This is a genomic window from Marinobacter sp. M-5 (assembly GCF_032911545.1).
In the GTDB taxonomy this organism is placed as follows: Bacteria; Pseudomonadota; Gammaproteobacteria; order Pseudomonadales; family Oleiphilaceae; genus Marinobacter; species Marinobacter goseongensis.
The window spans coordinates 324,476-350,302 of the sequence record NZ_JAWJEK010000003.1 but is presented as its reverse complement, the minus strand read 5'-3'; the positions used below and the strand labels follow the sequence as shown (position 1 = coordinate 350,302).

24 protein-coding genes and 2 tRNA genes are annotated in these 25,827 nt (G+C 60.3%); 10 read left to right on the top strand and 16 right to left on the bottom strand.

Features of this window, described 5'->3' with window-relative positions:
• Window positions 1–7: 7 nt before the first annotated feature.
• The 12 genes from R0125_RS14760 to R0125_RS14705 form a co-directional block, all read right to left on the bottom strand.
• Window positions 8–1,228 (bottom strand): methyl-accepting chemotaxis protein, encoded by a 1,221-nt coding sequence (locus tag R0125_RS14760; RefSeq protein WP_248184215.1) that lies wholly within the window; start codon window positions 1,226–1,228, stop codon window positions 8–10.
• 25 nt (window positions 1,229–1,253) lie between these two features.
• A complete protein-coding gene (gene lipA, locus R0125_RS14755; RefSeq protein WP_317238671.1) occupies window positions 1,254–2,294 on the bottom strand; it encodes a lipoyl synthase in 1,041 nt (346 codons plus the stop codon).
• 159 nt (window positions 2,295–2,453) lie between these two features.
• Complete coding sequence (locus R0125_RS14750; protein WP_317238670.1) at window positions 2,454–3,731, bottom strand: O-acetylhomoserine aminocarboxypropyltransferase/cysteine synthase family protein; 1,278 nt, start codon at window positions 3,729–3,731, stop codon at window positions 2,454–2,456.
• Window positions 3,732–4,123: 392 nt separating this feature from the next.
• A tRNA-Met gene (locus R0125_RS14745) sits at window positions 4,124–4,200 on the bottom strand.
• Between the two features lie 92 nt (window positions 4,201–4,292).
• Window positions 4,293–5,384: a redox-regulated ATPase YchF gene (gene ychF / locus R0125_RS14740; protein ID WP_317238669.1), complete on the bottom strand. Its 1,092-nt coding sequence runs from the start codon at window positions 5,382–5,384 to the stop codon at window positions 4,293–4,295.
• Between the two features lie 77 nt (window positions 5,385–5,461).
• On the bottom strand, window positions 5,462–6,052 hold the full coding sequence (pth, locus tag R0125_RS14735) for an aminoacyl-tRNA hydrolase (RefSeq protein WP_248184224.1): 591 nt from the start codon (window positions 6,050–6,052) through the stop codon (window positions 5,462–5,464).
• A 30-nt stretch (window positions 6,053–6,082) separates the two neighbouring features.
• On the bottom strand, window positions 6,083–6,727 hold the full coding sequence (locus tag R0125_RS14730; protein WP_248184226.1) for a 50S ribosomal protein L25/general stress protein Ctc: 645 nt from the start codon (window positions 6,725–6,727) through the stop codon (window positions 6,083–6,085).
• 170 nt (window positions 6,728–6,897) lie between these two features.
• Entirely contained in the window at window positions 6,898–7,848 is a 951-nt protein-coding gene (locus R0125_RS14725) for a ribose-phosphate diphosphokinase (protein WP_248184227.1), read from the bottom strand.
• 52 nt (window positions 7,849–7,900) lie between these two features.
• Window positions 7,901–7,975: transfer RNA gene (locus tag R0125_RS14720), tRNA-Gln, on the bottom strand.
• A gap of 19 nt (window positions 7,976–7,994) precedes the next feature.
• The gene (ispE, locus tag R0125_RS14715; RefSeq protein ID WP_248184229.1) at window positions 7,995–8,858 is read right to left on the bottom strand and encodes a 4-(cytidine 5'-diphospho)-2-C-methyl-D-erythritol kinase; all 864 of its coding nucleotides are present in this window, start codon (window positions 8,856–8,858) and stop codon (window positions 7,995–7,997) included.
• Window positions 8,855–9,496 (bottom strand): lipoprotein insertase outer membrane protein LolB, encoded by a 642-nt coding sequence (gene lolB / locus R0125_RS14710; RefSeq protein ID WP_317238727.1) that lies wholly within the window; start codon window positions 9,494–9,496, stop codon window positions 8,855–8,857. The genes ispE and lolB overlap by 4 nt, the downstream gene beginning before the upstream one ends.
• Window positions 9,497–9,498: 2 nt before the next feature.
• Window positions 9,499–11,244 carry a tetratricopeptide repeat protein gene (locus R0125_RS14705; protein ID WP_317238668.1) on the bottom strand — a complete coding sequence of 582 codons (1,746 nt, stop codon included), beginning with the start codon at window positions 11,242–11,244 and terminating at the stop codon, window positions 9,499–9,501.
• Between the two features lie 218 nt (window positions 11,245–11,462).
• Here R0125_RS14705 and hemA point away from each other — a divergent pair, with 218 nt between their 5' ends.
• The 4 genes from hemA to R0125_RS14685 all read left to right on the top strand — a co-directional run bounded on the left by hemA (window position 11,463) and on the right by R0125_RS14685 (window position 15,494).
• The gene (gene hemA, locus R0125_RS14700) at window positions 11,463–12,749 is read left to right on the top strand and encodes a glutamyl-tRNA reductase (protein WP_248184233.1); all 1,287 of its coding nucleotides are present in this window, start codon (window positions 11,463–11,465) and stop codon (window positions 12,747–12,749) included.
• Entirely contained in the window at window positions 12,746–13,831 is a 1,086-nt protein-coding gene (prfA, locus tag R0125_RS14695) for a peptide chain release factor 1 (protein WP_317238667.1), read from the top strand. The genes hemA and prfA overlap by 4 nt, the downstream gene beginning before the upstream one ends.
• A complete protein-coding gene (gene prmC, locus R0125_RS14690; RefSeq protein ID WP_317238666.1) occupies window positions 13,824–14,672 on the top strand; it encodes a peptide chain release factor N(5)-glutamine methyltransferase in 849 nt (282 codons plus the stop codon). Before prfA ends, prmC begins: the two co-directional genes overlap by 8 nt.
• Window positions 14,673–14,744: 72 nt before the next feature.
• A complete protein-coding gene (locus R0125_RS14685) occupies window positions 14,745–15,494 on the top strand; it encodes a molybdopterin-synthase adenylyltransferase MoeB (RefSeq protein ID WP_317238665.1) in 750 nt (249 codons plus the stop codon).
• Between the two features lie 58 nt (window positions 15,495–15,552).
• Here R0125_RS14685 and phrB read toward each other — a convergent pair whose 3' ends face one another.
• Window positions 15,553–16,953 carry a deoxyribodipyrimidine photo-lyase gene (gene phrB / locus R0125_RS14680; protein WP_317238664.1) on the bottom strand — a complete coding sequence of 467 codons (1,401 nt, stop codon included), beginning with the start codon at window positions 16,951–16,953 and terminating at the stop codon, window positions 15,553–15,555.
• Between the two features lie 147 nt (window positions 16,954–17,100).
• Here phrB and R0125_RS14675 point away from each other — a divergent pair, with 147 nt between their 5' ends.
• From R0125_RS14675 to R0125_RS14650, 6 genes are read left to right on the top strand one after another with little or no spacing between them, the layout of a single operon-like run.
• Entirely contained in the window at window positions 17,101–17,919 is an 819-nt protein-coding gene (locus R0125_RS14675) for a hypothetical protein (RefSeq protein WP_248184239.1), read from the top strand.
• Window positions 17,920–17,948: 29 nt separating this feature from the next.
• On the top strand, window positions 17,949–18,836 hold the full coding sequence (locus tag R0125_RS14670) for a mechanosensitive ion channel family protein (RefSeq protein ID WP_248184241.1): 888 nt from the start codon (window positions 17,949–17,951) through the stop codon (window positions 18,834–18,836).
• Entirely contained in the window at window positions 18,817–19,314 is a 498-nt protein-coding gene (locus R0125_RS14665; RefSeq protein WP_317238663.1) for an ATP-dependent zinc protease, read from the top strand. The genes R0125_RS14670 and R0125_RS14665 overlap by 20 nt, the downstream gene beginning before the upstream one ends.
• Window positions 19,311–20,216 carry a 30S ribosomal protein S6--L-glutamate ligase gene (rimK, locus tag R0125_RS14660; protein WP_248184244.1) on the top strand — a complete coding sequence of 302 codons (906 nt, stop codon included), beginning with the start codon at window positions 19,311–19,313 and terminating at the stop codon, window positions 20,214–20,216. The genes R0125_RS14665 and rimK overlap by 4 nt, the downstream gene beginning before the upstream one ends.
• Window position 20,217: 1 nt before the next feature.
• The gene (locus R0125_RS14655; protein WP_248184245.1) at window positions 20,218–21,282 is read left to right on the top strand and encodes a succinylglutamate desuccinylase/aspartoacylase family protein; all 1,065 of its coding nucleotides are present in this window, start codon (window positions 20,218–20,220) and stop codon (window positions 21,280–21,282) included.
• 14 nt (window positions 21,283–21,296) lie between these two features.
• A complete protein-coding gene (locus R0125_RS14650; protein WP_248184249.1) occupies window positions 21,297–21,722 on the top strand; it encodes a secondary thiamine-phosphate synthase enzyme YjbQ in 426 nt (141 codons plus the stop codon).
• A gap of 12 nt (window positions 21,723–21,734) precedes the next feature.
• On the opposite strand, the gene R0125_RS14645 is transcribed toward R0125_RS14650, so the two are convergent.
• From R0125_RS14645 to R0125_RS14635, 3 genes are all read right to left on the bottom strand, one after another.
• Window positions 21,735–23,681 carry an alpha/beta fold hydrolase gene (locus R0125_RS14645; RefSeq protein ID WP_317238662.1) on the bottom strand — a complete coding sequence of 649 codons (1,947 nt, stop codon included), beginning with the start codon at window positions 23,679–23,681 and terminating at the stop codon, window positions 21,735–21,737.
• Window positions 23,682–23,855: 174 nt separating this feature from the next.
• Entirely contained in the window at window positions 23,856–25,211 is a 1,356-nt protein-coding gene (locus tag R0125_RS14640) for a PhoH family protein (RefSeq protein WP_248184292.1), read from the bottom strand.
• A gap of 63 nt (window positions 25,212–25,274) precedes the next feature.
• Window positions 25,275–25,769 carry an HPP family protein gene (locus R0125_RS14635; protein ID WP_248184253.1) on the bottom strand — a complete coding sequence of 165 codons (495 nt, stop codon included), beginning with the start codon at window positions 25,767–25,769 and terminating at the stop codon, window positions 25,275–25,277.
• Between the last annotated feature and the right edge of the window lie 58 nt (window positions 25,770–25,827).

Here is a 25,827-nt window from a genome sequence, read left to right as displayed (position 1 = left end):
CAAACCCCTAGCTGACTGTGACTCTGTTTGAGGCCTCTTCGAGGGAATCAATCAGATTTTTCAGCCGCCGGGTCATATCGGCGCTTTCCGCCAGCTGAGTCACCATACTCTGCGTGGTGTCGCGGATGCCCTGCACGTTGGCCAGCACGTCGCCGGTGGAGGCGGTCTGGTGGGCAGACATGGCGGCGATCTCCTCGTTGGTATCGTCGATGCGACTGACCACCGAGTTGATGGCGTCCAGCGCCTTGCGGCCCTGCTCGGACTCATCCACGCAGCGGCTGGCGTCAGCGGAGCTTTCCGTCATCTGGCGGACAGCCGTATCCATCGCCTGCAGCAGACGGTCGATGATGGTCTGGATGTGCCCGGTGGAGTCCTGAACACGCTGGGCCAGGTTGCGCACTTCGTCGGCAACAACGGCAAATCCACGGCCCTGCTCGCCGGCGCGTGCGGCCTCAATGGCGGCGTTCAATGCCAGCAGGTTGGTTTGCTCGGCAATGCCCTTGATTTCCGTGACCGCCTTGCTGATTTCATGACTGTTCTCGGCCAGGGATTCCACACTGGCGGCGGAATGGCGGATAACGTCCTCCAGGCGGCGAATGGAGTCGGCGCTGCGGGAGACCCGTTCACCGCCGTCCAATGCCGTGCTGCGCGCCTCGTGGGACAGGGTTTTGGCAATGCCGGCCTGTTCCGCGATACCACCAAAACTCTGGAGCATGGTCGCGATCACTTCCGCGGAGCGGTCGGCCCCGGATTGCTGGCGCGCCAGATCGTCGCGGCGGCTCTCCGCTGCGGCGGTCAGTTCTCGCACTTCGCTGTGCAACCGGTCGATGGCCGCTTTCATGCTTTTGACCACGGCCATGGTGCGGTCCTGCATGGCATTGAATGCGTCGCCCATCTCGCCGATTTCATCGGTGGAATCCACCTGCGCCCGTTTACTCAGATTGCCGGAGGCCTGAACGTCTACCATGGTACCTTTGAGGCGGTGAACGTGGCGCTCAATAAAGGAGATCAGTAACTGGGATCCAGCCATTTCCAGTGCCATGAGCACGGCGACCACCAGGGCAAAGCCCGGGGCCGCCTTTGAAAACGTGGCCGCAAAACTTTGTCCGGTGATGTCGGCAATGGTGTCGATGGCGTAAAGCACCAGCAGGCACATCACCGCAAACACCAGGATGTTGAGCAGCCAGAACTTGTATTTCAGGCGGGCGTTTTTGAGCAGGGTTAACATGGAATTCCCGGTCCGGACGGTGGTCTTAATCCAAGGCCTTGACCGGAATTTGCTGGGCGCCAGCCACAGGCACTTCCGGGACAGCAAGCCCGAGGTTGTTCTTGTCGAATACGCGATCGGCCCGGTAGCTGGAGCGCACCATGGGGCCGGAGGGCACTTCCATAAAGCCCTTTTCAAGGCCGATATCACGGTAACGATTGAATTCTTCCGGGGTCACGTAGCGCTCAACCGGAAGATGGTTGGGCGTGGGGCGCAGGTACTGACCGAGGGTAAGGATATCCACACCGATGGCGCGCAGGTCGTCCATGGTCGCCAGAACTTCTGCCTCGGTCTCGCCCAGCCCCAGCATCAGGCTGGTCTTGGTGATGACATCCGGGCGATGCGTCTTGGCGTGGGCCAGCACATCCAGTGTTTTCCGATAGCCCGCCCGCGGGTCACGCACGCGGCTGGTCAAGCGTTCCACGGTTTCGACATTCTGGGCAAACACATCAAGGCCGGAATCCACTACTTTCTCCACATCGGTCATCACCGCGTCGAAATCCGGGGTCAGCGCCTCCACGGCCACCTCGGGCGTGCGCTGTTTGATGGCTGCCACACAGGCGGCGTAGTGAGCCGCGCCGCCATCGTCAAGATCGTCCCGGTCTACCGATGTCAGAACGATGTAGCGCAGCCCCATCAGTTTCACGGATTTGGCGGTGTTCTCCGGCTCTTCCGGATCCAGCCAGCCCCTGGGGTTGCCAGTGTCGACCGCACAGAACTTGCAGGCGCGGGTGCATACGGAACCCATGACCATGATGGTGGCGGTGCCGTTGGTCCAGCATTCCCCGATGTTGGGGCAGTGGGATTCCTGGCAGACGGTGCTCAGGCGATGCTCACTGACGTTCCTGCGTACCGCTTCGTAGCGCTCACCACCGGGCATGCGGGCCCTCAGCCATTTTGGCTTGCGCTGTAACGGCGTGGCTTCCGGGCTGGATGTGCGCTTGACGCCATCCTTGATGGCTGAAAAACCATGCTCGTTGCGGAATTTGGAACCACTGGTGACGCGGGGCTTTGCGGTGTCGCTCATTACAACCGGACTCTCGTAAAGACGTTGGGGAGCTTTAAAGAGTAAAACGGCGGCGGGGTAGTTACAAGACGAGTAAGGGCAATCACGGGGTTATAGAGGGGTAAAGAGGGATAACGGGCACGACTTTCGTCGTACCCGTTGATCTCCGTCAAAGTAGAGTCAGGGCGTGGCGGCGTTGAGGGCCTGAGTGATGTCGGCAAGGATGTCATCGACGTGCTCGATGCCAATCGACAGCCGCACCAGATCTTCGCTGACTCCGGCACTTTTCAGCTCGTCCGGGTTGAGCTGGCGATGGGTGGTGGTAGCCGGGTGACAGGCCAGGGATTTGGCATCGCCAATGTTGACCAGCCGCAGAATCAGGTTCAGGGCATCAATGAAGCGGGCACCGGCATCACGGCCGCCTTTGATGCCGAAACTCAGAATACCGGAGGCCTTGCCGCCGCAGATCTTGTCACAGGTAGCTTTGTAGGGGCTGTTGGCCAGCGCGGCATAGTTGACCCATTCCACGGACGGGTGGTTCTGCAGGAAGTGGGCGACTTTCTCGGCGTTCTCGCAATGGCGCTCCATGCGCAGGGCAAGGGTTTCCAGGCCCTGCATGATCAGGAAGGCATTGAACGGGGCCAGCGCGGCGCCGGTATTGCGCAGCGGCACCACACGGCAGCGTCCGATGAAGGCGGCCGGGCCGAGGGCCTCGGTGTAGACCACGCCGTGGTAGGACGGGTCGGGTTCATTCAGCATCGGGAATTTGGCGGCGCTGGCTTTCCAGTCGAAATTGCCGGAATCCACCACCACGCCGGCCACGGTGGTGCCATGGCCACCGATGTACTTGGTGAGGGAGTGAATGACGATGTCAGCGCCGTGCTCGAACGGGCGGCACAGGAACGGCGTGGCGACGGTGTTGTCCACCATCAGGGGGATGCCGTGCTTGTGGGCAATGTCGGCCCAGCGCTGAATATCCACCACGTTGCCCGCCGGATTGCCGATGGATTCACAGAACAGTGCCCGGGTGTTGTCGTCGATGGCGTTCTCGACGGCGTCGAAATCGTCGTGGGGCACCATGCGGCATTCGATGCCCTGGTTCGGCAACGAGTGGGCAAACAGATTATAGGTGCCACCATAAAGCTGACTGGTGCTGACAATGTTGTTGCCCACCCTGCAGATGGTTTGCAGGGCGTAGGTAATGGCGGCCATGCCGGAAGCCACGGCCAGGGCGCCCACGCCGCCTTCCAGCTCGGCCATCCGCTCTTCGAGCACCGCGTTGGTGGGGTTCATGATGCGGGTGTAGATATTACCCTGCACCTTGAGGTCAAACAGGTCGGCACCGTGCTGGGTGTCATCGAAGGTGTAGGACGTGGTCTGGTAGATGGGCGTGGTGGCGGCCCGGGTGGTGGGGTCGCTTTTGAAGCCTGCGTGCAGAGCCAGAGTTTCGGGTCTCATAGCAACGATCCTTGCTGTTGTATGGGGTTTGTCGGTTTCGTTAGCGGAGTATGCCATACCGATTGGAACCACGGCACGGCTTCTGGCGTGAAATGAGTACCCCGGATATTTCATTCATCCTTATCATTGCGTGCGGTTGAACCTGCCGGGGATGATACCGGTGTTAACTCATTGAAGAGAGAGTCTCCATGAATCCGAGAACGGGGTGAGAGCGAGCGGGAGCAGGCTCAGGCCGCCAACCGGGATAACGAAAACCGCAAGGTGGATGCGGCGTCAAAAGGCAGTGAGCAGGGGCAGGCTAAAAAACAGGAAAACGCCAAGGCCTGGTGGAATCTCTGGGACTGAATCGACAAAAAAAGCCCGGCTCTTGCGAGTCGGGCTTTTAGCAATACTGGTAGCAAGGGGCGGAGTCGAACCGCCGACCCCAGCATTATGAGTGCTGTGCTCTAACCAACTGAGCTACCTTGCCATTTCGCTTTGGGCATCGCCCTGAACGAGGCGCGTATTTTCAGTATTTGGGCCCTTCCTGTCAAGGCTTGGGGGCCGTTTTTTCCTGAAAAGTTACACGTTGAAGCGGAAGTGGATGACGTCGCCATCCTTGATGATGTATTCCTTGCCTTCCAGGCGCCACTTGCCGGCATCCTTGGCACCGGCCTCGCCGTTGTACTGCACGAAGTCATCGTAGCTGACCACTTCCGCGCGGATGAAACCACGCTCGAAATCAGTGTGGATCACACCGGCGCCCTGGGGTGCCGTAGCGCCAATCCGGACGGTCCAGGCGCGCACTTCCTTTACCCCTGCCGTGAAGTAGGTCTGCAGGCCCAGAAGGCCATACCCGGCACGAATCACCCGATCCAGCCCGGGCTCTTCCATGCCCATTTCATCCAGGAACATGGCTTTCTCTTCGTCTTCCAGTTCGGAGATTTCGGCTTCCATCTTGTTGCAGATGGGTACCACCACGGCGTTCTCGGATTCGGCGATCTTTCTCACGGTATCCAGATGCGGGTTGTTCTCGAAGCCTTCTTCATTGACGTTGGCAATGTACATGGTGGGCTTTACGGTCAACAGACACAGCTCGCGCACCAGGGCCATCTGGTCCTTGTCGAGGTTCATGCTGCGGACGGGTTTACCCTCGTTCAGCACCGGCAGCAGCTTTTCGAACATCTCGAGCTGGGCCTTGGCGTCCTTGTCACCACTCTTGGCCACGCGCTGTACCCGCTTGATGGCTTTCTCTACGGTGTCCAGGTCAGCGAGGGCGAGCTCGGTGTTGATCACCTCGATATCGGAGGCGGGATCCACCTTGTTGGCGACGTGGATCACGTTGCCGTCTTCAAAACAGCGCACCACGTGGGCAATGGCATCGGTCTGTCGGATGTTGGCCAGAAACTGGTTGCCCAGGCCTTCGCCCTTGGAGGCGCCGGCAACCAGGCCGGCAATGTCGACAAACTCCATGGTGGTGGGCACCACTCGCTGAGGCTTTACAATCTCGGTCAGCTTGGCAAGGCGCGGGTCGGGCATGGCCACCACACCGGCATTGGGCTCAATGGTGCAGAACGGGAAATTTTCCGCGCCGATGCCGGATTTGGTCAGTGCGTTGAACAGGGTGGATTTGCCGACGTTGGGAAGGCCGACGATGCCGCAGTTAAATCCCATGGAGTGCCTCTGCTGGTACTGGAAAATTTGGCCGGATTATACCGGTGTCGATGGGCGTAAGCGAGTAGGGGGATATGTCAGGGGGTCGGCTTGAAGCTGTGCAGCCGGTTCATCGCGGCGGCCAGTTTGCCGCTGGCGGCATCCGGGAGAACACGCAGGATCTCGTCAATCACCGCGGTGAGCTCTTCGCTTTCCTGTTTGCCGAGGCGGCCCAGCACATAGCCGGTGACCTTGCGGCTGTCGCCGGGGTGGCCAATGCCAATGCGCAGTCTCTGGAAATCGTTGCTGCCCAGGTGGGCAATGGTGTCTCGCAGGCCGTTGTGCCCGCCGTGCCCTCCGCCCTTTTTCAGTTTGGCGGTACCGGGGGGGATATCGAGTTCGTCGTGGGCAATTAGAATCTGTTCGGGCTGAATCTTGAAGAAATCCGCCAGTGCCTTGATGGCGAGGCCGGAGCGATTCATGAACGTGGAGGGGTTCAGCAAGTGCAGGTCGAGACCCTGCCACTGAATGCGGGCATAGAGCCCGTGATACTTGCGTTCGGGGCGGAGCGTCTGGCCCGCAGTGCGGGCCAGAGCTTCGACGAACAGGGCGCCGGCGTTATGGCGGGTATTCTCATAGTCGGCTCCGGGATTCCCCAGGCCGACCACCATGACAATATCCTGAGCCATTCGCCGTTGCCCTCCTCAGACCCGGAGCGATTACTCCTTGTCTTCGCCTTCTTCGCCTTCTGCAGCGTCTTCGGCATCATCAGCCTTGGCGCCGCGCGGCTTGTGGATCGCCACAACTGGCAGGTCGTGATCTTCACCCTGCAGCAGAGCCGCAACCTTGACGCCTTTCGGCAGTTTCAGGTCGCTCAGGTGAACAACCTGATCCATCTCGACAGTGGTCATGTCCACTTCGATGAACTCAGGCAGGTTCTGCGGCAGACAGATCACTTCTACTTCGTTGATCTGGTGGTTGGCAACGCCGCCCTGAAGCTTGATGGCCGGTGCGCTGTCTTCGTTAAGGAAGTGCAGCGGTACGTTAACGTGGATCTCATGATCCTTGTCAACGCGCAGGAAGTCGGCGTGGGTCAGCAGCGGCTTATAGGGGTGACGCTGCAGATCCTTCAGGATCACGCTTTCTTTCTTGCCGTCCAGTTCAATGGTCAGAACGTGGGAGAAGAACGCTTCGTTCTCCAGAGCCTTTTTCAGCTCGTTGTGCCAGATGGAGATGGACACAGCTTCTTTATCACCGCCATAGACGATGGCCGGGATTTTCCGTTCCTCACGACGCAGGCGGCGGCTCGCACCTCTCCCCTGATCGCCACGAGGAAATGCTTCAATAACAAATTCCTGGGACATGATATGTACCTCGATCGTCACCTGAACTGCCCGCGACCAGGCGTTTGGACAGGTGATATTTTTGAATAGCCTCGGAATATTTTCTTCGGCTGACTAAAAGAATCGGGAGCCTGTTCAGGCTCCCGATTCTGTATCTGCTTGTTTTGTCTGAGTAAACAGAAAGATCCTGCTCAGACGTTCTCAAACATGGCGCTGATGGATTCTTCGTTGCTGACGCGGCGAATGGATTCCGCGAGCAGACCCGCCATACTGAGGACGCGGATTCTATCACAATTCTTCGCTTTGTCACCCAGTGGAATAGTGTCGCAGACCACCAGCTCGTCCAGTTCGGAGGAATTGATGTTCTCGATCGCCGGACCGGAAAGCACCGGGTGGGTAATATAGGCCACAACCCTTGCAGCGCCGTGCTCTTTGAGCGCATTGGCGGCTTTGCACAGGGTGCCGGCGGTATCGATAATGTCATCCACCAGGATGCAGGTCTTATCTTTTACATCGCCGATGATGTGCATGACCTGGGACACGTTGGCCCGCGGGCGGCGCTTGTCGATGATGGCAAGGTCGGCGTCGTCCAGGCGCTTGGCGATAGCCCGCGCACGAACCACGCCGCCAACGTCAGGGGAGACCACAACGAAGTTCTCGAAGCGCTGCTTCTCGATGTCTTCAAGCAACACCGGGGTGGCGTAGATGTTGTCTACCGGGATGTCGAAGAAGCCTTGTATCTGGTCAGCGTGCAGGTCGAGTGTCAGCACGCGGTCCACGCCGATGCTGGAAATCATATCGGCCACGACCTTGGCACTGATGGCTACCCGCGTTGAGCGAACGCGACGGTCCTGACGAGCGTATCCGTAATAGGGAATTACGGCGGTGATGCGTGTCGCGGATGCACGGCGAAGTGCGTCGGCCATCACGATCAATTCCATCAGGTTATCGTTGGTGGGGTAGCAGGTGGGCTGGATGATGAAAACATCATGGCCACGGACATTCTCATCGATCTCGACAGTGGTTTCACCGTCGCTGAACCGGCCTACGGTGGCCTGACCCATGGGAATGTGGAGTTTCTGGGCAATAGCTTTGGCAAGGTCAGGATTGGCATTGCCAGCGAAAATCATCAGTTTGGACACGACGGCATCCTTCGCGGTATCAGCGTTTGATTCAGAAGAAGCAGGAGAAAGGTGGCTGGGGTGGCAGGATTCGAACCTGCGCATGACGGGATCAAAACCCGTTGCCTTACCACTTGGCGACACCCCAGTATCGTGCTTTTTTGGCATCATTCCAGCTCTGTCAGCTTTGTGTGAAGTGGTGAAATATTCACCCCTTGAGCGACGAACCCCGTGATGCCGGAGGGTTTGCTTTCCCAGATAATCCGGGCTGCGGATTCTGTCGGGAAACGTCCGAATATGCAAGCCCCGGTTCCGGTTAATCTTGCAGGTCCGAATTGTGAAAGCCATTTCAGGCTCTGGTTAACCTCCGGATACAGTTCGCAAACCACATCCTCACAGTCATTTCGGTACCTCGAGGCGTCTCCCTCAAAAGCGGGCGCTATTTTGATTCTAGGGGTGTTCCTTGTCAACCCTTGCTCGGAAAAAATCTTACCGGTGTTTATATCGCAGGCGGGTTTAAGAACCAGAAACCAGTCTTCCGGTGGCTTGGCCGGAGTCAGCTGTTCACCCACGCCTTCTCCCCAGGCGGCGTGGCCCCGCACGAACACCGGCACGTCTGCGCCCAGCTGCAGGCCGAGGTCGGCCAGTTGGTCGAGGCTGCGTCCCAGTTGCCAGTAGTGGTTCAGTCCCAGCAGCACCGTGGCGGCATTGGAGCTGCCGCCGCCGAGGCCGCCGCCCATGGGCAGGCGCTTGCGGACCGATAGGGTAATGCCGGGCAGCTCGGGTTCGCGGTTTCCGGCCAGCAGACGAGCGGCTCGCAGGATCAGATTGGCGTCGTCGGCAACGCCGGGTATGGGCGTTTTCAGCCGTATCCCCGGGGCACCGCCTGCAGCCGGTTCAAAGGTGATGTGGTCACCGTAATCAAGGAACTGGAACAGAGTCTGCAGCTCATGGTAACCGTCGGGGCGCTGCCCAACGATGTGCAGGCAGAGGTTGAGCTTTGCCGGAGAGGGCAGGGTAAACGGTTTCACCGGTTTTGTTCCGTGGTCTCTTGCCAGCGCGTCACCACCATTCTGACGCGCTTGTCGTCCTTGGCCGCAGTAATGCGGGCGGGCAGTTCGGGGTAGCCGGTGATGAAGGCTTGCCAGCGATCGTAACGGATTTCCCAGCCTTGCTGGCGAATCATGGCGAGCTGACTGCTGTCGTCAAACAGCAGGCGGAAGTCGCCATCGGGACCGGGCAGGCCGCGAATCCACCACACCAGGCTGTCGATCGGCAATTGCCAGCCGGTCGCCGCCTGGATCAGCGCTTCCGGGTCGCCGGAGCGGTAGGTTTCGCCATCCGGCAGGGTCAGGGAGATGAAGCCCGGAACCCCTTGCAGGCTGGTTCGGCCCATACCGAGAAAAGACGAGGACAGTTCCAGATCGTAGGCATCCTGCTTCTGGATCCAGTGGTTAATAATGGCCGTGCCGCTGTCTGACGGCTGTTTCACCGCCAGTTTGCCGCTCAGTTGCCAGGCGTTGAAGCGTTTGAGCCGTTCGCTGCGCTCGCTCCAGTCAGCGGGGGGCTGGTCGGTCAGGCCCTCGGGCAGGGGTTCCAGCTGAATGGTGGTACAGGCACCCAGCATCAGTGCGCTGGCCACCAGCAGAAGCAGTCGTGGTCTGAGCAGGCTCACGGTTGTTGCTCTCCGGTCAGGCGCTGAATGGTTTCAATCAGTACCGGATGATCCGGGTCCACATCGATGCCTTCCTTCCAGATGATCCGGGCCTGGTCCTCGGCACCGGTGGTCCAGAGGACTTCGCCATAGTGGGCGGACACTTCCGGATCCGGATAGGCTGCCCAGGCCTCGGACAGGTACGCCAGCGCTTCCCGTTGTTGCCCCTGCAGAAACAGCACCCAGCCCATGCTGTCGAGTATGGCGGGGTTTTCCGGATCCAGGGTCAGGGCGCGCTCAATGAACGTACGGGCCTCGTCGACACGGTCGGTGCGGGTGGTAAGGATGTAGCCGAGGGCGTTGAGGGCAACCGCGTTGTCGGGTTCATCCTCGATGATCCGGCGCAGATCTTCCTCGGCTTTGTCCGGTGAGTCCAGGCTGTCGAACAGCATGGCGCGGGCGTAGCGGATTCTGACGTTGTCCGGATAAGAGTTCAGCGCATCGGTGGCACTGTCGAGGGCCGCGGCCTGCTGTTCCTGGTCCAGCAGGAGGTTGACCTCCAGCAGCCAGAAATTCTCGGCTTGTCCGGGGTTGGACTGGCGCAGTGTGCGGATGTCCTCCAGCGCCGAGTCCAGCTCGCCCTGCTCGGCCAGCAACGCACTGGCCCGGGCCAGTGCCGGAAAGTAGTAGTTGCCTTCTTCCACGCTGCGGTAGTAGCCGATGGCCTGCTGCGGCTGGTTGTCCTCGTCGGCGATCCGCCCCAGGTAATAGTTGGCTTCACTGGTGTGGTGGCCCTGCTCAATCAATCGGGTCAGGTCCGTGCGTGCCAGCTCGGTCTGGCCGTTCTCCAGCGCGACCAGCGCATGGGACAGGCGCAGACCGGGTGCGTTGGGGAAGCGTTTCATCAATCGGTTGAATTCGTCCTGCGCCGCCTGCAACTCACCCTCGCCGATCAGCATGCGGCCGTACAGCGTGCCCATCTGGCGGTTTTCCGGGAAGCGCCGGGTGTTGACCAGCAGGTGGTCCAGGGCATCACGCTGGTCGCCCACCTGGTACAGCAGGTCGCCCTTCAGAATGATTGCAGGCTGGAAGTTGGGTTCGCGCTCCAGCAGGGTCTCAATCCTTGCCAGCGCCCGTTTTGGCTGGTTGGTGACTTTCAGCAGAAGCGCAGTGCTGTATTCCAGTTCCGGGGTTTCCGGGTGGCGCTCTGCCATCTGCTCATAGAGTGCCAGCAGCTCCTGCTGCTGCTCCGGGGGCAGGTTGGTGGCCATGGCAGCGAGGCTGTCAAAATCTGCGTCTCCGCCCAGGTCCATGATCCGCTCCATGTGCCCGATGGCCGTTTGCAGATCGTTTTGCTTGATGGCCTGAATGGCGGCAACCCGCTGCGCTTGCAGGTTGTCCGGCTCCACGTCCAGCCACAGGTTGGCGAGTTGGCGCTGAGCGTTGTCACCGTTCAGCGACTGAGCGATTCGCATGGCGCGCTCGATCACCGCCTTGTCACGGGATTGCTTGGCGGCATTAAGGTAGTTCACCAGGGTGACGTCGTAGCGTCCGCGCTGGGCCGCGATTTCGCCGGACAAAAGCAGATAAAGCACCTCTGGCTCAAAATCGGCGTAGCGGATTTCGGGCTCGATTGAGGCGGCGTCCGTCGGGGTGTCTTTCTCGCTGACCGCGGGTTCGTCCGGCGCCCCGCTCAGGGCTGCGCAACCGGTGAGAGACAGCCCGAAAAGGCAGGAAAGATAAATCCGTGCAGATCTATGCATGCAACATCCCGTATCCTGTAAACAACGCATCTGAGACGGTCAGCCTCCTGTACCGGCGACCATGCAGTGCCAAGGCCCTATGATGGCACAAGCACCTGATATTGCCCAACCTGTCAGCACTTCCCGAACTGGCGGGGGTTTTGGGTGGCGACGGTGACGCCGGCTCGGTAAAATGCGGTAAATGTTCACACACTGGCAAAAGGCTACTCATACCTGACATGGCTCTGGTAACGCTGGGAATCAATCATCGCACCGCTCCGGTGGAATTGCGTGAGCGCGTAGCGTTCACCCCGGAGCGAATGGCGGAAGCATTCTCGGAACTCCGTGCCATGTGCGGGGCCAGCGAAGCGGCAATCCTGTCCACCTGCAACCGCACCGAGCTCTACATCGCCGGTGATGACGAGTGCGCGCCGGTGATTCTGCGCTGGCTGGCCGGCTTCCACGACATGGAGGTCTCCGAGCTTGAGCAGGCGCTCTATCTGCACCGTGATGGTGATGCTGTTCGCCACATGATGCGGGTGGCGGCCGGGTTGGATTCCATGGTGCTCGGTGAGCCTCAGATCCTGGGGCAGTTGAAAGATGCCTACTCGCTTTCCCGTGAGCACGGTGCCAGCGGGGGTTTCCTCTCTCGTCTGTTTGAGCACACGTTCTCGGTGGCCAAGCGGGTTCGTACCCAGACCGCCATCGGTGAAAATCCGGTGTCGGTGGCCTATGCCGCGGTGAGCATGGCGCATCATATATTCGCCGACATGTCCCGCAACAAGGCATTGCTGATTGGCGCCGGCAAGACCATCGAGCTGGTTGCCCGTCATCTGGCGGACGCCGGCGTGAAAGATTTTCTGGTTGCCAACCGCACGCTGGAGCGGGCCCAGGCTCTTGCCGAGTCCCGGGGGGGCAAGGGTATTCTGCTGTCGGAAATCCCCGATCACCTGAAGGATGTGGATATCATCATTTCCTCCACGGCGAGCCCGCTGCCCATTCTCGGCAAGGGCGCGGTCGAGCGGGCGCTGAAGAAGCGTAAACACCGGCCCTATTTCATGGTGGATATTGCCGTGCCACGGGATATCGAGCCGGAAGTGGCGTCTCTGGCGGATGTGTATCTCTACACCGTGGATGACCTGCGCCAGGTGATCGAAGAAAACATCCGCTCCCGCGAGGGTGCCGCGAGAGAGGCCGAGAACCTGGTGACTGACGGCGTTCAGGATTTTCTGAGCCAGTTGCGGGCTCTGGATTCGGTCTCCACGCTCAAACAGTTCCGTCAGCGCGCGGAATCCCTGCGTGACCTGGAAACCGAGAAAGCGCTGCGAGCGCTGCGCAACGGCACCGATCCGGAGACCGCGTTGCGCGGGCTTGCCCGCGGTCTCACCAACAAATTCCTCCACGAACCGTCGATTCAGGTTCGCAAGGCAACAACCGAAGGTCGCAGCGAAGTGACCGAGTGGCTGAGAGAGTTGCATCAGCTGGATGCCCAGGACGCCGACGCCACCACCCCGGAAAAACTATGAAACCATCGATCCAGAACCGCCTTGAGCATCTGTCAGACCGCTTCGAGGAAGTCAGCGCGTTATTGAGCGATGCCGGTGTTATCTCCAACCAGGACAAGTTCCGCGAGCTGTCCAAGGAATTTGCCGAGATCGAACCGATCGTGCAGTGCTTCCTGGCCTGGAAGTCGTCACTGGCGGACATCGAGGAAGCCCGTGAACTCGCCCGTGACGGCGACGTTGACATGCGTGAAATGGCCGAGGAAGAGCTGGCGCTGGCGGAGCGGAAAACCGATGAGCTGGACGAAGAGCTGCAACGCCTGATGCTGCCGAAAGACCCCAACGACGGCAAGAACGTGTTTCTGGAGATCCGGGCCGGCACCGGCGGTGACGAAGCTGCGATTTTTGCCGGTGATCTGTTCAAGATGTACCTACGCTACGCCGAGCGCCACCGCTGGCAGGTGGAGGTGCTCAGCGAGAGCGCCGGTGAGCACGGTGGCTTTAAGGAAGTGATCGCTCGGGTGGCCGGCGCGGGGGTGTACGGCACACTGAAGTTCGAGTCGGGTGCGCACCGGGTGCAGCGGGTGCCCGAAACCGAGTCCCAGGGTCGTATCCACACCTCGGCCTGCACCGTGGCGGTCATGCCGGAAGCGGATGAGGCCGAGGCGATTGATATCAACAAGGCCGATCTGAGAGTCGACACCTTCCGTTCCTCCGGCGCCGGTGGTCAGCATGTCAACAAGACCGATTCCGCCATCCGCATTACGCATCTGCCCACGGGCATCGTGGTGGAATGCCAGGAGGAGCGTTCCCAGCACAAGAATCGCGCCAAGGCCCTGAGCCTGCTGGCGTCTCGCCTGCAGAACGCTGAAACCGAACGCCAGCAGAAATCCATGGCGGAAACCCGCAAGAGTCTGGTGGGCAGTGGCGACCGGTCCGAACGCATCCGCACCTACAATTTTCCCCAGGGGCGGGTAACCGACCATCGTATCAACCTCACGCTGTACAAGCTGGATGAGGTGGTTTCCGGTGATCTGGACGCGGTCGTGGTACCCCTGCAACAGGAGCATCAGGCCGAGCTGCTGGCATCCTTGTCTGATGAGTGAGCCATCGCTCACCTGTGACGCATTGCTCCGCAGGGCAACCGTGGCTATTGCCGGTGAATCCCCGCGACTGGATGCGGAGTTGCTGCTGTGTTTCGTGACCGGGCTGTCCCGTACCGGCTTTCGGGCCTGGCCGGAGCGTCAGGTAACCGCGAGTGAGGCCCGGCGCTTTGAGGCGCTGGTTCACCAGCGAGCCTGCGGTCATCCGGTGGCCCACCTGCTGGGCGAGCAGGAGTTCTGGTCGCTGCCCCTGAAGGTCAATGCTTCTACCCTGATTCCCCGTCCGGACACCGAATGCCTGGTGGAGGCTGCGCTGGGGTTGTCGCTCCCGCCATCGGCACGGATGCTGGACCTGGGAACAGGAACCGGCGCCATCGCGCTGGCGCTGGCCAGTGAGCGCCCGGGCTGGCAGGTGTTGGCGTGCGATGCGGTGGCGGCAGCAGTCGAGCTTGCCACTGTCAACGCCGGACGACTGGGCTTGCCCGTCGCAGTGGTGTGGAGCCACTGGTTCGAGAGCCTGCCGCCGGGGCGCTTTGACCTGATCGTGTCGAATCCTCCGTACATAGCCAGCAGTGATCATCATCTGGGCGAGGGTGACGTGCGGTTTGAGCCGGCGACGGCACTGATTGCCGGTGATGATGGTCTGGATGATATCCGTACCATTGTCACGGCCAGCCCGGAGTGGTTGAGTGATAACGGCTGGCTGGTCATCGAGCACGGCTACGATCAGGGTGAGGCGGTACGCGATCTGTTTCTGCAAGCGGGCCTGGCTGCCGTCGAGACACGAAAGGACTACGGTCAGTGCGACCGGCTGACGCTGGGGCAGTGGCCGGGTCGGGGCTGAGCCCGAGTGGCGCCGGGTCGGGGGGCGTCGGGGTTTCAGCAAGCTCGCATTTTCAGTACAGAGAGGTGGTCGATGCTCAGCGATGAGGAACTGATGCGCTATAGCCGGCAGATTCTGATGCCGGCATTTGATGTTGCCGGTCAGGAAAAGCTGAAATCCGCCCGCGTACTGGTGGTGGGTGCCGGCGGGCTGGGCTGCCCGGTAGCCCTGTACCTGGGTGCCGCGGGTGTGGGTCATCTCACGTTGGTGGACGATGACGCTATCGAGTTGGCCAACCTGCAGCGCCAGGTGGCTTTCAGTCACGAGCAGCTTGGATCCGGTAAGGCGGAGAGCCTGGCGGATCGCGTGCGCCGGATCAATCCTCTGGTGTCGGTGGCGGTTGTTGCCCGGCGTCTGGAAAGTGACGCATTGGTCCGTCAGGTGAGTGAGGCGAGTCTGGTGTTGGACTGCACGGATAACTTCGCCACCCGTTTTGCCCTGAATCGGGCCTGCGTTGCCGCCAGGGTACCACTGGTGTCCGGTGCCGCGATTCGCGGTGAGGGACAGTTGTCGGTTTACGATGCCCGCAACCCGGACAGTCCCTGCTATCACTGTCTGTATCCGGAGCAGGGCAATGAGGATCTGTCGTGTTCGGAGGCCGGTGTGATCGGGCCTTTGGTGGGGATGATCGGGGCCAGTCAGGCGATGGAGGCGGTCAAGGTGATCTCCGGAGTGGGGCGGCCGCTGGTGGGGCGGTTGCTGATTCTGGATGCCTGGCGGATGGAGTGGCGGGAGATGAAGCTGGCCCGTGATCCAGGGTGCCCTGTTTGTTCTGGCCACTGAGGCTTCAACTCTGGAGCAGGCCGTCGCCGTCAGCTGACGGCTCCTCTCAACTTCAGTGTCAGTCCTTCAGTGCCTGAAACTTGGCGATCGCCTCTTTCCTGCTCTCTTTCAGATCCACAATCGGCCTCGGATACCCTCTCGGAATCACTCCGCCTTTGCCGGGATCGTGGATGCGTTTGTTGTCCAGTTTCTGCAATTCTGGCACCCAGTGCCGGATGAACTCGCCTTTCGGATCAAATCGCTCACTTTGAGTCACCGGGTTGAAGACCCGGAAATAGGGAGCGGCATCGGTGCCGGTGGAGGCACTCCACTGCCAGCCACCGTTGTTGGAGGCGAGGAAGCCATCGACCAGTTTTGACATAAAGCAGGCTTCGCCCAGGCGCCAGTCGATGAACAGGTTCTTGGTCAGGAACATCGCGGTGATCATGCGCAGGCGGTTGTGCATCCAGCCGGTCTGGTTGAGTTGGCGCATGGCGGCGTCGACGATGGGGATGCCGGTGTGGCCGGTTTTCCAGGCTTCGAAGTGCTCGCCGGGGGTGTTCCAGGCCAGTTGCTCGGTTTCGGGCTTGAAGGCCCGGTGCATGCTGACGCGGGGGTAGTGGTAGAGGATGTGAATGTAGAAGTCGCGCCACGCGATTTCGTTGACCCAGGTGCTCAGGCCTTCCTGATTGCCGCCGGCGCCCTGGGCCTGGCGGGCCGTGATCAGGCATTGGCGGCCGGACAGGATGCCGGCGGCCAGGTAAGGGGACAGTTGGCTGGTGCCGTCGACAGCCGGAAAGTCGCGATCTTCCCGGTAGTTGCCGCCACGCTCGTTGAGAAACGCCTCGAGCTGATCGTGCGCAGCGTGTTCACCGGTTTCCACAAGCGCCGGTGGCGCGTCCTCGAAACCGGTCGGGATGCGGTCGTATTGCTGTGGCTCGACTGCATCACCCCGGGGCGAGGGAGCTGCGAACAGCGTGGGCTGGGTTTCATCAATCCAGCTGCGCCAGCGGCGGGAGAAAGGGGTGAACACCGAATAGGGTTCCTGCTGCTGCGTCAGGATGGTACCGACCGGCGCCACGGTCTGGTCGCGGTATTTGTTGACCTGAATGTCACTGGCCGCCAGTTGTTGCCGGACGGTCTTGTCACGCCGACGTTCGTTGATGCCGTATTCTTCGTTGAAATGCACGGCTTCGATGTTGTGCTCGCGGCAATGGTCGGCCAGTGCGTCAATGCTGTCGCTGAAGCGCCGGGCTTCCAGAAAGCTCAGGGGGATACCCAGCCTGGCCAGTTCCCGGGCCAGGCTGTTGGCATGGGCCAGGGTGAAGTGGACCCGCGCCGGCGACCAGTCGTGTTCCTGCCACTGTTCCGGCGTCACGATAAAGCACGCCAGTACCGGTCCCTCGGCCTTGCAGGCAGCAGTGAGGGCGGCGTTGTCGGCGAGGCGGAGGTCGTTGCGGAACCAGACGAGTTGGGTCATTGAGCTTCCTTTGCAGAGAACCGGGCGGGCATCGTAAGGGTAATTACCACGCCCCGGGCGGTAAATTCATTAACCGGGATATTCGCTGGAAAGCATTGATTGGATTATAGTTAACACTGTTTTACCGTCAGAACGTTCAGGACGCAAATGGTCGACAAAAATGAGGAGCCCGCGCTGCCGCGGGATGGCGTCTGGGGGCAGGCCTATAGCTTGGGATCCGGGCAGACACAGTTTCACGAACTCAGTCATACGCGTCTCTGGGTGACCCGGCTGGATCTGGAATGGCAGATTCGTGCTGCAACATCGGCACCGGCGGTCGACCCCATGCGCTGGACCGAGCAGACCAGCCATGTCCTGCCGGGCAGTGACGTGCCCCTGCAGCGATTCGTCCGACCCGATGACAGCAATGAGGTGGTGTTTCTGCCCGCGTTGGCCGGTTTGCCGACGGTGATTCGCCCTTACCAACCTTTGACCATTCCCGCGGGCGGGACATGCGTTATTTACGTGGGCACGGTGGTGTGGTTGCGCATTTGCGTTGGCACCCATCGCACGCAATTGACGGAACTGGCGCTGGCTGAGCCTTCCCAGACCTGGGTGGGCAAAAATACCATGGAGGGTGAGTTGTGCTACTCCGCCCCCAGTTACGCGCGTCTGGTGCTGGAGGCGGTGCCGAAGCGACCCTGGCGGGCAGTGACGCCAGTCACCATCATGAATAGCCGCACCGAGCCGCTTTTGCTGGAGCGGTTCAGCCTGCCAACGCCGCTGCTGTCGCTTCACATGAATGAAAAAGGTCAGCTCTGGACACCGGGCGTAACGGTGGTCTGCGAGACCGACATGAATTCGGCCAGCCTGAACGTGGATCAGACCCTGTTCAAGGCGGCCGGTGACTGCCGGCTGATAACGCCGGCGCGTGAGACAGGCAGTCGCGGCAGGCTGGTGCGGGCATTCGATCGGATGTTCGGTTAACGGTGGCGGCGGACAACGGAGCTCGTAGTTTGATTGAGAACATCGAAAACAGCCTGATTCAGGTCGCCAGTGCCTTACCCTGGATGCAGTGGTTGAGCGCCGCGTTCCTGTTGGTTCTGGGCATTATTCTCGGGTCGTTTGCCGCCCGCAGCCTGTCTCGGGTCATGCAGGCGCGGGCGTCGCGGCACCATACGGTGATGTTCCGGCGCCTGGTGTTCTATGTGGTGGTGGCGGTCTTCGCCATGGCCGCTTTGCGAGAGGCGGGTTTTTCACTGGACGTGGTGCTGGGCGCAGCCGGTATCCTGACGGTGGCCATCGGCTTTGCGTCCCAGACCTCGGCCTCAAACATGATCAGCGGTTTGTTCCTGCTGGTGGAGCGTCCGTTCGAGATCGGCGACTTTATCGAGGTTGAGGCCACGGTGGGGGAGGTTATTGGTATTGATATGCTCAGTGTGAAATTGCGCACCACCGACAACCTCTATGTGCGGATTCCCAACGAAACCCTGATCAAGACGCCGGTGGTGAACCGCTCCCGCTTTCCGATCCGTCGTCTCGACCTGACGGTGGGGATTGCCTACGCTGAAGATGTGGAAAAAGTCGAGAAACTGCTCCTGGAGCTGGCCGAACAAAATCCGGCCTGTCTCGAGGAGCCACGGCCTTTTGTGCTGGTGACGTCGTTCGGACCCTCTTCGGTGGATTTGCAGTTTTCGTTCTGGGTCCCGAGAGAGCGTATTCTCGAAGGGCGCAGCAATATGATGGTGGACATCAAGAAAATGCTGGATCAGAAAGGGATCGAAATTCCTTTCCCTCACACCAGTATTTATGCCGGAAGCCATTCCGCGCCATTCAGGGTCGAACTGCTTCGGCCGCAAAGCTCTACCGAAAAGGAACTGCCGGATGCCAACGAAAACGGATAAGCCTGCAACGCCGTCCGCCTACCCGACGCTGGAGGGCAAGATCAACCTTGGCTGGCGGGAATGGGTGGCATTGCCGGATCTGGATATTGGCAGGGTCAAGGCCAAGGTGGATACCGGGGCACGTACCTCGTGCCTGCACACCTTTCGTACCGAGCCCTACAGCCTGGACGGTGAGCGCCGGGTGCGGTTCTGGGTCCACCCGGTGCAGAACGATCTCCACCACGTGGTGGAGTGTGACGCCGCGGTGCTGGATGAGCGCAATGTGTCGGATTCCGGCGGTCATCGGGAGCTGCGCCTGGTGATTGAAACCCGGCTGGTGATCGGAGAAGCCGTCTGGCCCATTGAAATGACATTGACCAACCGGGATTCCATGCGATTCCGGATGTTGCTGGGGCGCACTGCCATGGCAGGGCGCTCCCTGGTGTATCCCGAAGCTTCCTATCTCGCCGGCGAGCCGGCCTTAAGGACGACCAAATGAAAATTGCGATTCTGTCGCGCAACCGACATCTCTACTCCACCCGCCGCCTGGTCGAGGAGGGGGTTAACCGGGGCCACGAAGTGCGCGTGATTGACTGCCTGCACTGCTCCATGAACATCACCTCGTCCAACCCGCTGATTCATTACCACGAAGAGGTACTGGAGAATTTTGATGTGGTGGTGCCGCGGATCGGTGCCTCGGTCACTTTCTACGGCACGGCGGTGTTGCGACAGTTCGAGATGATGGGCGTGTTTCCCGTTAACGAATCCGTGGCGATTACCCGCTCCCGGGACAAGCTGCGTTCGCTGCAATTGCTGGCGCGTAAAGGCGTGGGTATGCCGGTGACCGGTTTTGCCAACAAGCCGGATAACGTGCCGGAGCTGCTGAAAATGGTGGGTGGCGCGCCGGTGGTCATCAAGCTGTTGCAAGGCACTCAGGGTATCGGTGTGGTGCTGGCCGAAACCCGCAAGGCCGCGGAAAGTGTGATCGAGGCCTTCATGGGGCTGAAAGCAGACATTCTGGTGCAGGAATTCATCAAGGAAGCCGGTGGTGCGGACATTCGCTGTTTCGTTATCGGCGACAAGGTGATCGCTGCCATGAAACGCCAGGGTGGAGAGGGCGAGTTCCGGTCCAACCTGCACCGGGGCGGCACGGCCTCGCTGGTGCGCATTACCCCGGAAGAGCGTCGCACCGCCATCACAGCGGCAAAAGCGATGGGGTTGAACGTTGCGGGGGTGGATCTGCTGCGCTCCAGCCGCGGCCCGCTGGTGATGGAGGTGAACTCCTCACCGGGCCTGGAAGGCATCGAAAAGGCCACCGGCAAGAACGTGGCGGGCATGATCGTGAGCTGGATCGAGAAGAACCAGCAGCCCTGGAAGACCCGCACCAAAGGGAGAGGTTAACGTGGCGCGTGCCCCCTTCGTGATTGCCGGTACAGAAATCAAGGCCGGTACACGCCAGACGGTGGAAGTGCCGGTAGCCAAGTTGTACACCCACACGCCGCTGCACATTCCGGTCGAAGTAGTGCACGGCCGCCGGGCTGGCCCGGTGCTGATGGTGTGTGGAGCGATCCACGGTGACGAAATTAACGGCGTGGAGATTGTCCGCCGGGTGTTGACCAATTCGGCGCTGCGGCATCTGCGCGGCACCCTGGTGGCGGTGCCCATCGTCAATATTTTCGGTTTTGTACAGCGTACTCGCTATCTGCCGGACCGGCGTGATCTCAACCGCTGCTTCCCCGGCAGTGAAACCGGTTCTCTGGGCGGTCGTATCGCGTACCTGCTGCGCACCCAGATTATGGAGAATGTCTCTCACATAATTGACCTGCACACCGGCGCGATTCACCGTTTCAACTTGCCACAGATCCGTGCCGAGCTGAAAAATCCGGAAACCATCCGCATGGCCGAGGCCTTCGGAGCGCCGATCATTCTCAATGCCGGCCTGCGGGAGGGCAGCCTGCGGGCCTACGCCGACTCCCAGGACATTCCGGTGGTGACGTTCGAGGGCGGTGAAGCGCTGCGATTTGACGACGTGGTGATCTCCAGCGGCGTGAAAGGGGTGATCCGGGTGATGCGCGAGCTGGAAATGATCCCCGCCAAGAAGGGGCCGAAAGCGCCCAGAAAACGTTCGGAAACCGCCGCCAATTCGCAATGGGTGCGCACCGACATCGACGGCATCATGCGCCCGGTGGCGAGCCTCGGCCAGAAGGTTCGCAAGGGGCAGAAGCTGGCCATGGTGGCGGACCCGTTTGGCGAGTCAGAGACGGCGGTGCTGTCACCCTGTTCGGGCATTGTGATCTGTGTGAACAACCTGCCACTGGTGAACGAGGGGGAGGCCATCTACCACGTTGCCCGTTTTGATGAGCTCAGTGAGGCGGAGAAGGCCATGGATTATTTCCGCAGCAGCTACGAGGGTGACGTGGGGGACGACGTGGTCCCGGTGCATCCCTGGGACGATCGTCAGAAGTAACCACGAGGCACATCATGATCTGGGATCAGACCTTTATTGAACTGGCGCCCTTGCCCCGGGGCTTTCACCTGGTAACCAACGAGGTGCTGGCCCAGGCTCCGGATCTGCGCAATTGCGAGGTCGGGCTACTGCAGCTGTTTATCCAGCACACCTCCGCCTCCTTGGCGATCAATGAAAACGCCGATCCGGATGTGCGTGGGGATCTGGAGCGGCATTTCAATGTGATGGTACCGGAGCGGGCGCCCCATTATGTCCATACCCAGGAGGGGCCGGACGACATGCCGGCCCATATAAAAGGCGTACTGATCGGCCCCTCACTGACGATTCCGGTGGCCAACGGCCACCTCGCTCTCGGAACCTGGCAGGGCATTTATCTGTGCGAGCACCGTGAACACGCCGGTGGTCGGCGCATTGTGGCTACGTTGCAGGGCCGATGGTGATGGCGCGCCGGATCAGTCCGGTGACGACACCGCCAGCGTCTGCTGCCCGTCGGATGTTAGCAGCGGCAAGGACACCTCACCCCCGACAGTGACGACCGTGACCGTCAGATCCCGGGAAAATGCCCCGGCAAACGTCGGGTGCTGGCCATACAGCATCAGCACCAGTTGATCGCCACTGTTCAGTCGCTCCGCAATCCCTGTCAATTCAACGTCATGTTCTCCGAAGCCGCGAACGGGCTGAACCTGTTCGTCGATCAGTTCCGGGAGGCTCATGCCCTGTCTGATCACACCCACGCCGACGAATAGAATGGCATCACAGGTGCCGGTCGCAAACACCGGATCGGATTCCTCCATGCAACGCGCCTCAAGATCAGACAGTGGAGCTCCGACTTTGAGGGTGGCGGTGGGAATGCCTGCGATGACACCGTCATTCTCCAGTGTTGTCAGGGGCACAAGGGTGGGCAACAGGCCCGCGACACCGGTCAATGTTGTGACTTCGATGGCCTCACCGAGTATATCGAAGCTGATCGGGAAGCGCGTGCCGCCCACGGTCACCTCAGGAGCGGATACCGCATCACCCGGCGCAAGGGTATAACAGATCTGATCGCCCGTGGTGATGACATTATCGGCATCACCGCGCCCTAAAAGCTTTTCATTGAACCAGGCCACGGCGGCCTGGTTGGCGCTGACGTCGCCACAATTGGTCAGTGTGTTAAGGCCCGCGTTGGGCAACTCCGGCAGTGCCTCGCCATAGAAACCGAGGTTGGCCAGGGTTTCCTGGATCAGGCCCGCATTCGGTGCGAGATAGTGGTGGCTGAACGGATAGGTGAGCAGGCGCACGTCGCCCCCCGCGGCCTTCAGTTCCTTGTAGTTCTCCCAGGCTTCGTTGAACGGAAACAGGCTGTCACGCATGCCCTGGAACATCAGCACGTCGACCGGATAGGGTGGTTTCTGCGGGGTTTTGATGACGTAGCGGCCGTCGCTGGTGATCGGGATCTGGCCGGTGATCGGGTTCAGCAGGTATTCCTGGGTGTTGCCACTGTCGAACAGGACCAGGCCACGCTCGTTTTCCCAGAAATAGCTGGGGCTGTGGTAGTGGACGAAGTCCAGTGCCGGTTCCGGGAAACGGCCTTGCACGATACCCTCCAGTAGCGACGATCGCAGTAGCGGATCCATGGATCCGCTACTGCCGGCATCGCCCGCTACCGACAGGAACGCCAGCCAGTAGTTCTTGGTGACATCGCCCGGGTACAGGCTGTAGGTCAGGTCGTGCCAGGTGATGTGGGGCACCATGGCGTCCATCCGCTGGTCCGGGTCGACGTTGTACAGCAGGTATTGGAAGCCGCCACCATAGCTGCCGCCGATGCTCCCGAGAAGGAGGTTGTCATCACGGTACTTAAGGTAATCGAGATGGGTCTCTGCCCAGTCGACGATCTGGACAAGATCCTCACCCTCGAAATCCGGATCCATGACCCGGATAGTACCGCCGCTTTCGCCATGACCGCGCTGGTCAATACTGATGACGGTGAAGCCCGCATTGACCAGTGGTGCAATCGGTGCGAGCGGGTCATCCCCCGCTTCGGTGGTGCGCGTGCCGCTGAAGCCGTGACCCTCAAGGATCAGCGGATGTTCGGTACGGCAATCAAACTGGGCAGGTTCGAAGACCTGGAACACGATGGCCGCGCCGTCAACCCGTGAGGGCATTTCTACTCGGTAACTGCGCCCGCCGTTGAGATCCCGTTGCTGGTCACAGGAGGCATGGTCGAGTTCGCTCTGGCTCGCGGTCAGCGGCCGGCTGATGGTTCGTGTGGTCGGCTCGGGATTGCTGGCACGACTGTCGGATTCGCCCTGCACGCTGCTGCCAGGCGTCGGTTCCGGGCTGCTTTCGCCGCCGCCACCGCAGGCAGACAATAATAAGGCACCAGTGCCAATCAACAGGTGTCTGGTCAACTTGTTCATAGTCCCGCCTTTGGTTGTTTTTGTTCGTCGTGCTTACATAATGTGACAAACGTCACAATACGGTGGCGGTGGGAAATGGGCGATGGCCAAGATGCCTGCGGGGTATGGCCGAAAGGCCAAGCAATTCCGTGGGGGAGGCGTGTGGCCGGGTGTTACCCCGGCCGGGCACGTGATCTAGAGATTGGCTTCGGCGTATTCCGCCAACACCGAACGGGGTACGCCCTGAAGGTGGATGTGACCGCCGTGGCGGAATCCCTTGAAGCGCTCGGTCATGTAGGTCAGTCCCGAACTGAGCGCGCTCAGGTAGGGCGTGTCGATCTGCGCGAGGTTGCCCAGACAGATGACCTTGGAGCCGTTGCCGGCACGGGTGATGATGGTCTTGATCTGATGCGGGGTCAGGTTCTGGGATTCGTCAATAATGATCAGGCTGTGCTGGAAGCTGCGCCCGCGAATGTAGTTCATGGATTTGAAGTGCAGCGGCACCTTGCTGAGAATGTAGTCCACGCTGGCGGTCATGTTCTCGTCGTCCTCGTGGAGCGCCTCGAGGTTGTCGACGATGGCACCCAGCCACGGCTCCATTTTTTCAGCTTCGGTGCCCGGCAGGAAGCCGATGTCCTCATCCAGACCCTGGGTGCTGCGGGTGGCAATGATGCGTTTGTAGAGCTTGCTGGCGACGGTCATTTCAATACACGCCGCCAGCGCCAGGATGGTCTTGCCGGAGCCGGCGGACCCGGTCAGGTTTACCAGATGGATGTCCGGGTCCAGTAGCAGATTCAGGGCCAGGGCCTGGTAGATGTCCCGGGGCACCAGCCCCCAGACCTCCTCGTTCATCAGGTCATGCTGATGCAGGTCGCGAATCACAATCTGGGTGTCCGAGAGATCCGAGACTTTGCCGACAAACCCCAGCTCATCCACCACAAACTCGTTGATGTTAAGTTTGGCCAGATCACCCTCGCGCTTGAGGATGTGCTCGGTGACGCCTTCGCGCTGGATGGTTTCCACCTTTTCAATGGTGTCCCAGAACGAGTTGGCGAACTCCTTGTAGCCCTTGGGTAGCAGATCAATATCGTCGAGGAGTTGATCGTTATGATAATCCTGGGCCTCCACGCCGAAGCCGCGGGCTTTCAGGCGCATGTTGATGTCTTTACTGACCAGGATGATGTCGCGGGATTTGTGCCGGTTCTGAAGCGCCGCAAGCGTGTTGATGATCTTGTTGTCGTTGAGGTGTTCGGGCAGTGCATGATTGCCCTGCTGCTCGGTGCTCATCAGGATGGAAAGCGCTCCCAGCGGCGTTGCTTTCTTGCCGCGGACAATGGGAACGCCTTTCTCGATGTCTTTCGGGCTGGCGTCGCCAAGCAATTTGTCGATGTTACGGATGGCCTGGCGACAGTCGGCCGCTACCGCCTGTTTGCCGGATTTCAGGCTGTCGAGCTCTTCGAGGACCGTCATCGGGATGATGACATCGTGTTCTTCAAAATTCAGGAGGGCATTCGGATCGTGAATCAGGACGTTGGTGTCGAGAACGTACATCTTTCGGCGAGCTTGCGATGCTCCTGGCATAAGGTGCGTTACCTCTCTGGTGGCTCGATCGTTTCAGGCACAGCGGCTGGTGAATTCCTTATCGGATATCAGTTTTAACATGTCGTAAGTGGTTATGATACCAGTGATTTTGTCGTCTTTTGTAACGAAAATCCGATGCAGGTGTTCGCGCATCATGATATCAGCAATCTCTCGCACCGGCGTTTGCTCATCAACGGACAGCACGCTGGGGGTCATGATGTCGCGCACCTCCACCGGGACCTTGCCCATTTCCTCGAAGATTGCCATGCGCAGGCGGCGGGCCTCCTGCTGTTCGTCGGCTGTCAGGTGGGGCTTGGAGCCTTGATCGGTGTCCTGACGACTGGCGTTCCAGCGAAATTCGGTGATGTCCTTCAGGGTCGCGATGCCGACAATTTCGCCGGTGTCATCTGTCACCGGGCTGCCGGTGATCTCGTTGTCGGTGAGGAAGCGGGCCAGTTTGTCCATCGTCCATGATTGCGGTACGGCCTTGATGCTGGGAGTCATGATCTCGTAAGCGAGAACAGTCATTTACCGGGTCCTGTTCTGTTAAAGGGTCCATTTCAACAGAGCTTATCCTGTCCGTTGC

Coding starts and splice junctions, on each gene's coding strand:
- R0125_RS14760 (WP_248184215.1), bottom strand. CDS start 1,228: ATGTTAACCCTGCTCAAAAACGCCCGCCTGAAATACAAGTTCTGGCTG.
- lipA (WP_317238671.1), bottom strand. CDS start 2,294: ATGAGCGACACCGCAAAGCCCCGCGTCACCAGTGGTTCCAAATTCCGC.
- R0125_RS14750 (WP_317238670.1), bottom strand. CDS start 3,731: ATGAGACCCGAAACTCTGGCTCTGCACGCAGGCTTCAAAAGCGACCCC.
- ychF (WP_317238669.1), bottom strand. CDS start 5,384: ATGGGATTTAACTGCGGCATCGTCGGCCTTCCCAACGTCGGCAAATCC.
- pth (WP_248184224.1), bottom strand. CDS start 6,052: ATGGCTCAGGATATTGTCATGGTGGTCGGCCTGGGGAATCCCGGAGCC.
- R0125_RS14730 (WP_248184226.1), bottom strand. CDS start 6,727: ATGTCCCAGGAATTTGTTATTGAAGCATTTCCTCGTGGCGATCAGGGG.
- R0125_RS14705 (WP_317238668.1), bottom strand. CDS start 11,244: ATGCATAGATCTGCACGGATTTATCTTTCCTGCCTTTTCGGGCTGTCT.
- hemA (WP_248184233.1), top strand. CDS start 11,463: ATGGCTCTGGTAACGCTGGGAATCAATCATCGCACCGCTCCGGTGGAA.
- prfA (WP_317238667.1), top strand. CDS start 12,746: ATGAAACCATCGATCCAGAACCGCCTTGAGCATCTGTCAGACCGCTTC.
- prmC (WP_317238666.1), top strand. CDS start 13,824: ATGAGTGAGCCATCGCTCACCTGTGACGCATTGCTCCGCAGGGCAACC.
- R0125_RS14685 (WP_317238665.1), top strand. CDS start 14,745: ATGCTCAGCGATGAGGAACTGATGCGCTATAGCCGGCAGATTCTGATG.
- phrB (WP_317238664.1), bottom strand. CDS start 16,953: ATGACCCAACTCGTCTGGTTCCGCAACGACCTCCGCCTCGCCGACAAC.
- R0125_RS14675 (WP_248184239.1), top strand. CDS start 17,101: ATGGTCGACAAAAATGAGGAGCCCGCGCTGCCGCGGGATGGCGTCTGG.
- R0125_RS14665 (WP_317238663.1), top strand. CDS start 18,817: ATGCCAACGAAAACGGATAAGCCTGCAACGCCGTCCGCCTACCCGACG.
- rimK (WP_248184244.1), top strand. CDS start 19,311: ATGAAAATTGCGATTCTGTCGCGCAACCGACATCTCTACTCCACCCGC.
- R0125_RS14650 (WP_248184249.1), top strand. CDS start 21,297: ATGATCTGGGATCAGACCTTTATTGAACTGGCGCCCTTGCCCCGGGGC.
- R0125_RS14645 (WP_317238662.1), bottom strand. CDS start 23,681: ATGAACAAGTTGACCAGACACCTGTTGATTGGCACTGGTGCCTTATTA.
- R0125_RS14640 (WP_248184292.1), bottom strand. CDS start 25,211: ATGTACGTTCTCGACACCAACGTCCTGATTCACGATCCGAATGCCCTC.
- R0125_RS14635 (WP_248184253.1), bottom strand. CDS start 25,769: ATGACTGTTCTCGCTTACGAGATCATGACTCCCAGCATCAAGGCCGTA.